Origin of the sequence: Helicobacter sp. MIT 99-5507, assembly GCF_003364295.1 — a bacterium.
Lineage (GTDB): Bacteria > Campylobacterota > Campylobacteria > Campylobacterales > Helicobacteraceae > NHYM01.
Genome location: NZ_NXLO01000002.1, coordinates 203,640 through 216,369, shown reverse-complemented (window position 1 = coordinate 216,369; position 12,730 = coordinate 203,640). Strand labels below are relative to the sequence as shown.

General features: G+C 27.7%; 15 protein-coding genes. 11 read left to right on the top strand and 4 right to left on the bottom strand.

Annotation, left to right across the window (positions count from 1 at the left end; translation table 11 throughout):
- Positions 1–13: 13 nt before the first annotated feature.
- Positions 14–541 (bottom strand): gamma carbonic anhydrase family protein, encoded by a 528-nt coding sequence (locus CQA42_RS03625; protein WP_115583335.1) that lies wholly within the window; start codon positions 539–541, stop codon positions 14–16.
- 133 nt (positions 542–674) lie between these two features.
- Here CQA42_RS03625 and CQA42_RS03620 point away from each other — a divergent pair, with 133 nt between their 5' ends.
- The 10 genes from CQA42_RS03620 to CQA42_RS03575 are packed head-to-tail and all read left to right on the top strand — an operon-like array spanning position 675 to position 9,701.
- Positions 675–2,357 carry a hypothetical protein gene (locus CQA42_RS03620; protein WP_115583334.1) on the top strand — a complete coding sequence of 561 codons (1,683 nt, stop codon included), beginning with the start codon at positions 675–677 and terminating at the stop codon, positions 2,355–2,357.
- Positions 2,350–3,234, top strand: coding sequence for a glycine--tRNA ligase subunit alpha (gene glyQ / locus CQA42_RS03615; RefSeq protein WP_115583333.1), 885 nt, complete (start codon positions 2,350–2,352; stop codon positions 3,232–3,234). Before CQA42_RS03620 ends, glyQ begins: the two co-directional genes overlap by 8 nt.
- The gene (locus CQA42_RS03610) at positions 3,228–3,956 is read left to right on the top strand and encodes a Nif3-like dinuclear metal center hexameric protein (RefSeq protein ID WP_115583332.1); all 729 of its coding nucleotides are present in this window, start codon (positions 3,228–3,230) and stop codon (positions 3,954–3,956) included. The genes glyQ and CQA42_RS03610 overlap by 7 nt, the downstream gene beginning before the upstream one ends.
- Positions 3,957–3,965: 9 nt before the next feature.
- The gene (locus tag CQA42_RS03605) at positions 3,966–4,670 is read left to right on the top strand and encodes a zinc ribbon domain-containing protein (protein ID WP_115583331.1); all 705 of its coding nucleotides are present in this window, start codon (positions 3,966–3,968) and stop codon (positions 4,668–4,670) included.
- Between the two features lie 7 nt (positions 4,671–4,677).
- On the top strand, positions 4,678–5,841 hold the full coding sequence (gene waaA / locus CQA42_RS03600; protein ID WP_115583330.1) for a lipid IV(A) 3-deoxy-D-manno-octulosonic acid transferase: 1,164 nt from the start codon (positions 4,678–4,680) through the stop codon (positions 5,839–5,841).
- 15 nt (positions 5,842–5,856) lie between these two features.
- Entirely contained in the window at positions 5,857–6,585 is a 729-nt protein-coding gene (locus tag CQA42_RS03595) for an RNA pseudouridine synthase (RefSeq protein ID WP_115583329.1), read from the top strand.
- Positions 6,564–6,872 (top strand): hypothetical protein, encoded by a 309-nt coding sequence (locus tag CQA42_RS03590; RefSeq protein ID WP_115583328.1) that lies wholly within the window; start codon positions 6,564–6,566, stop codon positions 6,870–6,872. The genes CQA42_RS03595 and CQA42_RS03590 overlap by 22 nt, the downstream gene beginning before the upstream one ends.
- Positions 6,865–7,686 carry a prolipoprotein diacylglyceryl transferase gene (lgt, locus tag CQA42_RS03585; protein WP_115583327.1) on the top strand — a complete coding sequence of 274 codons (822 nt, stop codon included), beginning with the start codon at positions 6,865–6,867 and terminating at the stop codon, positions 7,684–7,686. Before CQA42_RS03590 ends, lgt begins: the two co-directional genes overlap by 8 nt.
- A gap of 12 nt (positions 7,687–7,698) precedes the next feature.
- The gene (locus tag CQA42_RS03580; protein ID WP_115583326.1) at positions 7,699–8,889 is read left to right on the top strand and encodes a M48 family metallopeptidase; all 1,191 of its coding nucleotides are present in this window, start codon (positions 7,699–7,701) and stop codon (positions 8,887–8,889) included.
- A complete protein-coding gene (locus CQA42_RS03575) occupies positions 8,886–9,701 on the top strand; it encodes a HemK/PrmC family methyltransferase (protein ID WP_115583325.1) in 816 nt (271 codons plus the stop codon). The genes CQA42_RS03580 and CQA42_RS03575 overlap by 4 nt, the downstream gene beginning before the upstream one ends.
- A 1-nt stretch (position 9,702) precedes the next feature.
- On the opposite strand, the gene CQA42_RS03570 is transcribed toward CQA42_RS03575, so the two are convergent.
- Together CQA42_RS03570 and CQA42_RS03565 are read right to left on the bottom strand one after the other, a co-directional pair.
- Positions 9,703–10,254: an FkbM family methyltransferase gene (locus CQA42_RS03570; protein ID WP_115583324.1), complete on the bottom strand. Its 552-nt coding sequence runs from the start codon at positions 10,252–10,254 to the stop codon at positions 9,703–9,705.
- 91 nt (positions 10,255–10,345) lie between these two features.
- Positions 10,346–10,615, bottom strand: a complete 270-nt coding sequence (locus CQA42_RS03565) for a hypothetical protein (protein WP_115583323.1) — start codon at positions 10,613–10,615, stop codon at positions 10,346–10,348.
- 60 nt (positions 10,616–10,675) lie between these two features.
- Here CQA42_RS03565 and CQA42_RS03560 point away from each other — a divergent pair, with 60 nt between their 5' ends.
- A complete protein-coding gene (locus CQA42_RS03560; protein WP_115583322.1) occupies positions 10,676–11,806 on the top strand; it encodes a glycosyltransferase family 10 domain-containing protein in 1,131 nt (376 codons plus the stop codon).
- On the opposite strand, the gene CQA42_RS03555 is transcribed toward CQA42_RS03560, so the two are convergent.
- Complete coding sequence (locus tag CQA42_RS03555; protein ID WP_115583527.1) at positions 11,803–12,720, bottom strand: NAD(P)H-dependent glycerol-3-phosphate dehydrogenase; 918 nt, start codon at positions 12,718–12,720, stop codon at positions 11,803–11,805. The genes CQA42_RS03560 and CQA42_RS03555 overlap by 4 nt on opposite strands.
- Positions 12,721–12,730: the final 10 nt, after the last annotated feature.

Here is a 12,730-nt window from a genome sequence, read left to right as displayed (position 1 = left end):
AAAAATATTTAGATCATTTATATTGATTTTTTAAATTTACATACAATGCGGCTTCTTTTTTAATATTTAAAATTTCTTCTTCTCTAAGTTGGCGAACGACTTTTGCGGGATTCCCAGAGATTAGTGATCTAGGCGGGTATTTTTTGTTTTTTGGCAATAAACTGCTTGCAGTGATAAAACAATCATCTCCAACTTCTGCATTATCAAGTATCACAGAACCCATTCCAATTAAACATCTATTTCCTATTTTGCACGCGTGCAAAGTAACTCTATGTCCTATTGTTACATCATTTCCTACATTTACACCAAGACCATTTGGGAACATACCATCATCTGGTTGATATGTATGTATGATTACTAAATCTTGTATATTTGTCCTATCTCCTATTTTTATTTTATTTAAATCACCTCTTATGATACTTCCAAACCACACGCTAGAATCTTCACCAATTTCAACATCACCTATTATCATTGCATTATCAAAAATTTTTACACTTTTGTGTATATTTGGTGTTTTTCCATTAAATTCGATTATTTTCATACTTCCCCTTTTATAAAAAGTCTAAATGACAAAATCTACTTAAAAATAATTTTAAAATATCTTAAAATTTAAATATAACGCTTTTTAGCTACAATAAACATTTCATTTATTCAAATTTATAAGGTTATATTTGGTGGATTTCATTCATTTGTTAAAAACAAAAGATGGCATAAAAGTATCTATTTATATAATTTTTAATTTAATTTTTTGGATAGCTATATTTTGTGCTCTTTTGATTAATTTTTATATAGCTGGTAGTATTTTTTTATATGAAGACAATCACGATCATCATTTAGCATTTTTTTCATATCTTGGTGGAATGGCAAAAGAGGGCATACTTCCTGGAATTGATTTTTATTCACCACATTCTGTTTTTATTCCAATTGTTATTGGAATCTTTTTTAAATTTTTTGGTGTTAGTCAAGTTAGCCTTGGTATAAGCGATGGAATCATCGTATTTATAACAATGATTTTTATTTATAAATGTGCGAGGCTCATTATGCCAAGTATATTTGCAAAATTAGCCATTCTTACTATTTTGCTAAGCCACACAGGTAAAGATAATCCTTGGTTTAATGATGTGATTATGCTTTTTGTGGCTATTGGAATCTACTTTTTTGCACTTTATTTTAAGCTTGATAAAACTTTATATAAAAAAATAAGCCTTATTATCGTTGGAATTATTGTGTTTATGTTGCCATATATGCGACAACAAGGGATAGTTATTAGCTTCGTATTTTTAGCATTGCCTTTGATTTTGTTTTATACAAAGCAGATAAAAGATTGTGATAAAAAAATGATGCTTAAATTTATCATCTCATCATTTTTGATAGCAAATTTTTTATTTTTTATTTTTATTGTTATTAGAAATGGATTTGAGGGATTAGAGATTTTATATACTAGTTTTGGGACACTTGTAGATATGGCACAGCCTGCTATTGGGTATGAAAATAATATATCTAGCATAGCAAATTCTATATTTAACTATACTATAGATGGCATGGATTGGCATGGATATTCTATGAAATATTTATCATATTGGTTTATTATAATTATTCCTTGTTTGTATTTTTTATATCAACCTTTAAGAATACGATTTGGATTAGATTCTAGTGTATCAAATGAAGATATTATAAGATTTGCTACTTCGCTTGTAGTTTTATCTACTATTGTATTTAATTATCCAATAAATGAAGATGCTAGAATGAGAGTCCAATTTGGACTTGGAATCTGGCTTTTTATCGATGCCTTGCGTTTGTGTTTTTATCATAAAAATATCAAACTAATTTCAACGATATTTATAGCAGTGGTATTTTTATCTATAAATCATTCTAAAATTACTCAATTTGTAGATAGAATTATTGTGAATTATGAAAATATATTTCATACTAAAGCCAATTATCAAAAAATGCCTCCTAATTCACCATACAAAAATATGGCATTCAAAGATGAATATGCACTGCATCTAAATGATTTATTGTATTCTATAGAAGACTATCATCGCAAGAATCCAGATACAAAGATAATATTTAATGGAGAGCTTGTTGATATCAATAATTATTTATTTTTATTATTTAGTGGTCCAAAAGTTGATATTGCTCATAAATTTCCTTATTATTATGGGACATTTAATCGTAAGAGTGTATTTCTAGATATTGATGATAAATTTAATCAGTATTTAAAAGAAAACAAGCCTATGATTATAGATTGCGAATTTTTAAGTGATAATCTTCCAGATGGTTATAAGATTCTAAATAAAATAAACAATGTTTGTAATATACTAATTCCTAAAGATATGGAGGATAAAAGTGCTTAGTTTTTGTGATATTTTATTGAACCTGCAAGAATTTTGGAAAAAACAAGGATGCCTTCTTTTGCAGCCTTATGATATTCCAGCAGGTGCAGGGACATTTCATCCAGCTACATTGCTTAGAAGTTTAGATTCTACTTCTTGGAGTGTGGCTTATGTAGCACCTTCAAGAAGACCAACAGATGGCAGGTATGCACAAAATCCAAATAGACTTGGCAGTTATTATCAATTTCAAGTATTAATAAAACCAAGTCCTTCTAATATTCAAGACTTATATTTAGAAAGCCTAAGGGCTATTGGCATTGATACAAATAAGCATGATGTTAGATTTATAGAAGATAATTGGGAATCCCCTACACTTGGTGCTTGGGGGCTTGGGTGGGAAGTGTGGCTTGATGGTATGGAAGTAACACAATTTACATATTTTCAACAAGTAGGTGGAGTATCTTGCTTTCCTGTGCCTATTGAGATTACTTATGGTGTAGAGAGACTTGCTATGTATATTCAAGGTGTAGAATCCATCTTTGATATAGAATTTTCAAATGCAAATTCTAAAGTCGTTAGCTATGCTGATGTGCATTTAGAGAGTGAATGGGAATTTTCAAAATATAATTTTGAAATAGCAAATACAAATATGCTTTTTTCACTCTTTGATATGATGAGCAATGAAGCAAAAGTATCGCTAAAAGCAAATTTACCACTTCCAGCATATGATTGCACGATGATGTGCTCACATTTTTTTAATGTATTGGACGCTAGAAAAGCCATCTCTGTAGCACAAAGACAAAATTATATTTTAAAGATTCGAGAGCTTGCAAAGGCTTGTTCGATAATGTATAAAGAACAGGAAAATGATAGATTGGAGAGATTGCATAAATGTTAAAGCTAAAAGAAATTTATAAATATTTAGATTCTATCTCTCCATTTTCCTTACAGGAAAGTTGGGATAATAGCGGTCTTTTAATAGGAAATATGGAATCTGATATAAAAGATATTTATTTAACACTTGAAGTCACAAAAGAATTAGCATTAAGTGCAAAACAAGATTCTCTTATCATCTCTCATCACCCACTTATTTTCAAAGCATTAAATAAACTTGATTTTTTAGATTATCCAAGCAATATAATTGAGATTCTAATAAAAAAGAATATTTCACTAATCGCAATGCATACAAATTTTGATATCACGCACCTAAATAAATATTTTGTAGAAAAGATTCTAGGATTTAATAATTATTCTATGGCAGAAATTGCTTGCATTGTAGATGATAAATTTGAATTTGATACTTTGCTAAAAAAATTTGATTATCCTATTAGATATAGCAAATGCAAAGATATTATCCAAAAAATTGCTGTCGTATGTGGCTCTGGAATAAGTCAGATAGAATCTATTTATAAAGAATATAGCATTGATTGCGTGATTACTGGCGATGTGAAATATCATGATGTCATGAAATTTAAAAGTCTTGGAATCTCAATCATCGATGCAAATCATTATCAAACAGAATGTTTTTTTGGGGAGATTCTCTCTCCTTATTTGAAAGATATTTCCTATAATGCTATAATCTTTGATTTAGAGAATCCATTTAGTATTAAGATAAATTAAGGAACAAAAATGAATAAAGATTTGCAAAATTTAATTGCATTAGCAGAGATTGACAAAGAAGCATCACAGCTAGAACCGCAAATAACAGATATTGAAAATGAATTAAATGATAAAATTAAACTTCAAGCAAAAACTAAAGATGAGCTAGAATCTTTGCAAAATAGTGCAAAAAGAGCAAAAGTGGATATTTCAGCAAATGAATTAATTATTCAAGAAAATAGCGAAAAAATCGAGCAAATTGATAAAAAAATGGCAAGTGTTAAAAGTGAACAAGAAATAAGAGCACTTGATGCAGAAAATGGACTTGCAAAAGAAAAAATCGCATATGCAAATGAACAAATAGCACATATACACAAAGAATTAGAAAGTTTTGTAGAAAAAGAAGAAGAAATACAAAATAGAATACAAGAATTAGAAAAAGAGATAGAAGTAAGCAAAGAAGATGTGCAAAAAAAGACTGCAAAAGTCAAAGCTGAACTAAAAAAAGTATTTGATAATAAAGAAAAAATTGCAAAAAATATTGATAATAAAGTTTTAATTTTCTATGAGAAAATACGAAAATGGGCTAAAGATACTAGTATTGTGGTAGTTAAAAAACAGGCTTGCAGTGGATGTTATATAAGAATAAATGATATGGTTTATAGCGAGCTTTTGAAATCAGATGATATTATTACTTGCCCACATTGCGGCAGAATCTTATACATAGCACAATAGGGTTTTTGTGTTTGCCACGATTTATTTTATTTTTTGTGGTGTATTGTATTTATTATTTCTCCCTCTTTTAATACTTTTTGCACTTTTAAAACCAAAATATAAAGATTCTATACCTAGTAGATTTTTTTTAAAAAATACTAGATTTGAAGGCTGTATTTGGATTCATGCTTGTTCACTTGGGGAGATTAACTCACTTGAATTCTTAAAACCATATCTAAAAGATAAAATTATCATCTCAACGATAACAAATACAGGATACAAAAGGGCAATAGAACTTTTTTGTGATAATGAAAATATAGAAGTTAGATTCTTGCCATTTGAGATTTTTTTACCATTTTTGATGCCAAAGAATCTAAAAAAGCTAATAGTTTTAGAAGCAGAGCTTTGGTTTGCATTATTTTTTTGTGCTAAAAAAAGAGGTGCAAATACGATTTTGCTAAATGCCAGAATCTCATCAAAATCATTTCCAAAATACAAAAAAATCTCTTTTTTTTACAAGCAAATTTTTAAATACATTGATATAGTTTTATGTCAAAGTGAGGTTGATAAAAGTAGGCTAGAGTGCCTTGGTGCAAAAAATATTGAAATATTTGGAAATATAAAAGCATTAAATAAATTTAGTGTCTCTAAAAATTTTGATAGATTCGATGGTGAGCTAATTTTTGCAGCAAGCACGCATAGAGGTGAAGAAGAATTGATACTAAAAAATTATATAGATATTTTTTTAGATTCTAAAAAGCATAGATTGGTTATTGCCCCAAGACATCCAGAAAGATTTGATGAAGTATGGGATTTACTAAAAAAATATAATATTAAATGTGGAAAATTTAGTGAAATTGGATTGGATTATAGCTATGATATCATTTTGATAGATAAACTTGGTGAATTAATCAATATTTATAATGTATCAAATGTTGTTATACTTGGTGGTAGTTTTATTAAAGTTGGAGGACATAATCCTCTTGAATGTGCATTTTTCAATGTAAAACTAATTTCTGGAGTTTATATTTTTAATCAATATACATTATTTGATTTGATAGAAAATTATAAATTAGTGCAAGGCGATGAGCTAAAATCTACTTTAGAATCCTTGCAGACTCTAAAAAATAGTTTTATTAAAAATCAAAGTGATAAATTAGAAAAATTGCTAGTATATATTGGATTAAATTAGATTATGAGCTGGTAAATGGATAAAGCATATAAAATATTATCATTAAGAGAAAATATTTCTAATAGAAAAGCAAAAGAAATGCTTGATTTAGGACTTGTTTTTAGCAGTGGTAAAAAGATTCGAGCAAGTGATTTGATTTCTCCAAAAACACCACTAAAAATATTATCAATAGAAAAACCAAAGGTGCTTTTTGAGGATAAATTCATACTTGCAGTTAGCAAGCCACCATTTTTTGACTCTTATGATTTGGAGAAAAAATTTAGTAATTATAAGTTGCTTAATCGGCTTGATAAGCATACAAGTGGTGTTATTTTGCTCACAAGAGATGATGATTTTAAAGATAAAGTAATAAATGAATTTAAAAATGAATTGGTATATAAAGAGTATCTTGCTTTAGCAAAAGGAATTATTCCGCAAGATTTAGTAATTGATAGAGCAATTTTAACAACAAAAGGAAATTATGCAAAAAGTAAAATTGATGATAAATTAGGCAAAAAAGCAATAACAAATATAACTCCGCTTAAATTAATAAATAAAAATACTTTATTAAAGGTTGTGATAAAAACTGGTCGCACACATCAAATAAGACTTCATTTGGATTCTATAAATCACCCGATTTTAGGTGATAATATTTATGGGAGAGTGCCATTTGCAAGATTGATGTTGCATAGCTATAAAATATCTTTGTTTGATTATGAATTTTGCAGTGATGAGGGAAGCTTTTGGAAATATCTACAAGATTAATAGAAAATAAGGCTGAGATTCTAATAATTGGTGTTATGAATGACTATACAGAGTATTTGGATATGAAAAATATTATAAAATCAAAAATTGCTAGTGATTTAGGATTGGTATTTTATTTTGTAAATTCAAATTCTATTAGCTCCTATATTTTAGGATATATATTAAAATTAAAAGATATTGATAAAAGAAATATAGATATCATCGTAAGCAATGCAAAACTTTATAATTTCCTACATAGCATAGATTTTGATAATTTTTTTGATATAAAGATAAAAGAATATGAATAACTGGAATATGATATATAGCCATATAGATAGGGTTGCAATCAATATTTTTGGAATAAATATATATTGGTATGGAATCTGCTATGCATTAGCTTTGATTGTAGCTTTTAGTGCTATAAAATATTTTATCAATAAAGATAAATATCCTATTAAAAATAATGAATTAGAAATGTTTTTTATTTATGTTGAAATTGGCATTATTTTGGGTGCAAGGATAGGATATATCTTGATATATGATACAAACACTTCATATTATTTACTTCGCCCTTGGGAGATATTTAATCCATTTGTCAATGGAAAATTTGTAGGAATTAGTGGTATGAGCTACCATGGTGCTGTTTTTGGATTTATTGCTGGAGCATTTTTGTATGCAAAGCGATATAAAAAGTCAATGTTGCTTTTGATGGATTCTGTTGCTATTGCATTGCCCCTTGGATATATTTTAGGCAGAATTGGTAATTTTTTAAATCAGGAATTAGTAGGCAGGCAAACTGATCTTTTTATTGGAATTTTAGTAAATGGCAAACTCGTCCATGCAAGTCAATTATATGAAGCATTTTTAGAGGGATTATGTATATTTGTAATTTTATTTACTATTAGACGAAAACTTAAATATCAAGGTGAATTAATAGGCTTGTATTTATTGCTTTATTCTATTGCTAGATTCTTTGTAGAGTTTTTTAGAGAAGCAGATTTTCAAATAGGATATTTTTATGGAATTTCAATGGGGCAAATATTGTCTATAATTACATTTTTTATTGCAATTATATTTTTATTTGTTATCCATAAAAAAGCAATCAAAAAACAACAATTATAATAAGGTAATTTTATGTTAATTAGTGCAATATTTATTATATTTTATACCATACCTGTTTGCTTGATAGCAATATTTCAAATTAGACATATAAAGATGAGCAATAAGGTTGTTATCTTAGATTCTAAAGATTTTAATATTGCAAAAAATTATGCAATCACTACTCAATATTTTCATATATTTGAGAGTATTTTTAGTGCGATTTTATTTGTATTTTGGATTAATTTTGGGTTTTATATGCTCCAAGAAATATGTGGAGTTTATAGCAATGGAATTTTAAATGATGTGATTTTTGTCGTGTCATTTTTGATTATAAATTCAATACTTACTTTACCACTTAATGCACATAAAACTTTAATGATTGATAGAATCTTTGGTTTTAGTAAAACTACAATAAAACTATATATCATTGATACTATTAAATCATTTGTATTGCTTATTATTTTTGCTTCAATATTATCTTATGCTTTGATTTATTTGATTAATAATTATTCTAATTGGTGGATTTTTGGGTTTGTTTTGGTATTTTTAATAGTGGTTTTTATAAATTTAATTTATCCAACTATTATTGCTCCACTTTTTAACAAATTTAGCCCACTTGAAAATAAAGATTTAGAATCAAAAATTATAAATATGATGGATAGCGTTGGTTTTAGAGCAAATGGAATCTTTATAATGGATGCAAGTAAAAGAGATAGTAGGTTAAATGCATATTTTGGCGGACTTGGAAAAAGCAAAAGAGTAGTGTTATTTGATACATTATTATCAAAAGTGACACAAAATGAACTTCTTGCGATTTTAGGGCATGAATTAGCCCATTTCAAGCATAAGGATTTAATCAAAAATATAGGAATTATGGCAGTTGTGCTTTTTAGCTTATTTTTTATTGCAGGTAATTTGCCTAGCTTTGCTTTTGATGGATTCCAAAAAACTTCTTCGAGTGTATTATGTGTTTTGATACTTATTTCATCTTTGATTTCATTTTATTTTTTACCTATTATCAATTATTTTAGTAGGATTGCAGAATATAAAGCAGATGAATTTGGCTCAAATCTAACAAATAAAACTGATTTAGGCAATGCTCTTGTAAAACTTATCAATGAAAATAAAGCATTTCCTTATTCACATAGAATCTATGTATTTTTTTATATGTCTCATCCGCCATTACTTGATAGATTAAAGGCATTAAATTATAAATTTCAATGAAAATAAAAGATGCTCTAAATATAGCAAAGCAAAAAAATAATAGCACTAGAAAGTTACTAGAATGCGAGATATTGCTCTGTCATATTCTTAAAAAAGATAGAGTTTTTTTGCATTCAAATAGTGATTTTGAGATTGGTAATAGTGATTTTGAATTATTATTGCAATATATTGATAAACTAAATAATAATTATCCAATAGAATATATAACAAACAAAGTTAGCTTTTATTCGCAATATTTTTATATAGATGAAGGTGCGTTGATCCCGCGTCCAGAAACTGAATTGCTTATTGATTATACATCAAAAATGATTGTAAAAAATAATATCAAAAAGATTTTTGAAATAGGTGTAGGTAGCGGTGTGATTAGCATCATCTTAGGGCTTATGCATAAGGATTTAGAGATTATAGCTATTGATAAATATGATAAAGCCTTAGAGGTTGCAAGAAAAAATATCAAGCTAAAAAGCATTTTAGATTCTTCACTAAATAGTAGAATCTCATTAGTTTGCACGAATTTACTTGATGGAATAAATAGAACAAAAAATGATTTTATTGTGTCAAATCCGCCATATATTAAAAACTCTTATAAGATTCCACCAAATCTACATTTTGAGCCAAAAACCGCTCTTTTTGGAGGCGAGAAGGGCTATGAAATATTGCTAGATATAATCAATCTTGATGCAAAATATTTGTGTTGTGAAATAGGATATAACCAAGAATGCTTAAAAGATTATTTGAAAAATTATGATGATATTTATTTTTATAAAGATTATTCATCATTTGTGCGAGGATTTATCGCACAAAGATTCTAGGTTAATTTGGAAATATTACTGGAATCTCTGGATAATTTGTAGAATTTGGAGAATCTAAGCCTACAATACTTCCAAATCCACTTTTGTATTCAAAGGATTCTATTGCTTTATTATTCATATATGAGACTTCGATAGTATCACTTAAAAATAAGCCTTTGCTATAAAATATCATTCCATGATTATTAAAATGCGTATGTATCGGCGTGAAATATTTATTTATCTTTTCTAATATTTTAAATCGTCTTTGTGATAATTTGTCATCTTCTACATTGCAGTTATGAAATTCAAATAATATTTGAGTGAAGTATTTTGACACCTCTTTTAAATCTATATTTTCTAGCATATCCCATTCATTATCTTCAATATCAACTTGCAATATATTATGTGAGTTTATATTGATGTTATTTTGCTTGATGATTGTTTGAAGTGTTATTGTGTTATTAGAATCTTTTGTTCCAACAAATTTTTTAAAAAACTTTATATTTGGGTGATTATATGGAGCTTTATATATACTCCCATCATATTGCAAGACTTTGTATCCCATATTTGCCATATCCAAATCCCAAGGTGAATATGGGGATACTCCTAATGATATTGCAATAGCATTGTTTTCTGGAAGTGATATTGCTTGAATGTATCCACCATCATTTTTTCCACCAACTCTTTGCAGCCCCCCCCCATTGCACCGGTTTTAGAAGATTTAAATATGTTTTTAGATTCTCTATTTTATTTGTAGATTTTATTCCACCTCTAATTGTTGGAAAACTAGCTAGAAGCCATTCATCTTGCAAACTACCATCAAATTTCAATTGACTTATGATATTTATTGCTTTTATATCTCTTAGATTATTTTCTAGTTTATTTAATCCAAATATATTTTGGATTTTAGTTTTTATTGCATTTTTAACTTTCATCACATTTACCTTTATATAAAATCAATCTGCTATTATAACAATTATTTTTTAGGAGCTTTTTTGAATCTAGAAGTTGGAGTTTTGAGTGATTATAGAAGTTTGGAGAGTATGATTAAGATTCTATCGCCAAATAATGATTCAAAAATCAAGATTGGCGATTATACTTTAGAGTTTATATCATTAGATTCTAATGATAGCGGGGGGGGGTATATAGAGTGTGATTATATTGTAGTGATAAATAAATCTCCTAGAGATGTAAAAGTAAAAGCAAAGAGGGTATTTGCTCTGCAGCAAGAACCATATATAAGAAAATCTAAAAAATATGCCATTCCTTTTAAAAATGAATGGGCAATTAGCACTGATTATTATTTATTTTGTGATATTGTTTTTGCTTTTAATGATGAATTATTTAAAGATAAAAATTTAATAAAAGATAATCCAAAAACTTTTATCAAAAATAATACTACTTTTATAAAACATCACCCAGCACTTTATTTTTGCTTTGGAAATGTGCCTTTTGATACTTTGTGTAAAATACCTCCAATAAGAAAAACAAAAGAAATATCTTGTATTGCTAGCTTTGACAAAAAGGCATTTTATGGGCATTTAGATAGAATGAAATTTGTAACTGCACTAAAAAAAACAAAGATAGGCAAGAGGATAGATTTTTTTGGTAATAAAACAGAATTTGAGCTAAAAGAGAAAAAAGATGGAATCTTGCCATATAAATACACCATAGCCATAGAAAATAATTCACAAAATGATTACATTAGTGAAAAAATAATGGATTCATATCTTGGATATAGCATACCAATTTATTTTGGTGCAAAAAATGTAGAAGAGTATTTTCCTAAAAATTCATTTATAAAAATTGATATTTATAATTTGCAAGATTCTCTAAATTTGATTGAGAATGTATTAGATTCTGATTTTTATGAAGCTAATTTTGATGCTTTGTTAGAAGCACGAAGGCGAGTTCTTTATGATTATTCCATGCTTTATTCTCTATCAAAAAATATTGTTAATGATGAAAAATTACATCATAATATACCAAAAAAAGAAGTTTTGATCACTAGATACAGGCGTCCTTTTAGGCTTGTGATGAAATATTATTATCAAGCAGTGTTTTATGGCTTATTAAAGATTCTGACAAATGGAGAGGGAAAAAATAAACTAAAAGATTTATCTTAGTTTTCAAAATTAGTCCCAATAAGATCTTTTACGCTATTTATTGCTGATTTGCCTTGTAATACTTGATATACTTGATATGCTATTGGTATATATATATCGTGTTTTATTGCTAGATCCACGACAGCTTGAGTGCTTACTACACCCTCTGCTATTTCCCCTAGTTCATTTAATGTATTTTTTAGAGATTTTCCACTAGCTAGTGCAATACCTACGCGATAATTACGAGATAATTGCGAATTTGCAGTCAAAAATAAATCTCCAGCTCCACTTAATCCAAGAAATGTAGATTCTTTTGCACCAAAATGCATACCAAATCTACACATCTCAACCAATCCTCTTGCAAGCATAGAAGCTTTTGCATTATTCCCTAGATTTAATCCATCACTAATACCGCTTGCAATAGCAATGATATTTTTATAAGCACCAGCTATTTCACCACCGATAACATCATCATTAAAATATATTTTCATAAAATTAGGAAAGATATCTGCTATGCTTTTTATATCGTATTTTGTGTGTATATTCAATGCACAAGGCATGCTCTCTAATACTTCTTTTGAGAATGATGGACCCATCAAATATCCAGTTTTTAGATTTGGAAAATATTCATTAAAAATATCACTCATAAAAGCACCGCTATCTGCTTCAATTCCTTTTGATGCAATAATAACTACAGAATCTTTATGAAATTTTACATTAGCAAGCCATTCTCGCATAGCTTGGCTTTTTATTGCTATTACTATGTATTTGCATTTTAAGGCATTTTTTAAGTCAATTTGTATTACTCTGTGAGAATAATAGGTATTTAAAAATTTCAATTCTCTTCTTGAAACTATACCTACATTATTTTTTTGACTAAAACAAAAAGCAAGCGCCCTTCCCCAAACTCCACCACCAATTACTGCTATATCTATTTTTTTATTC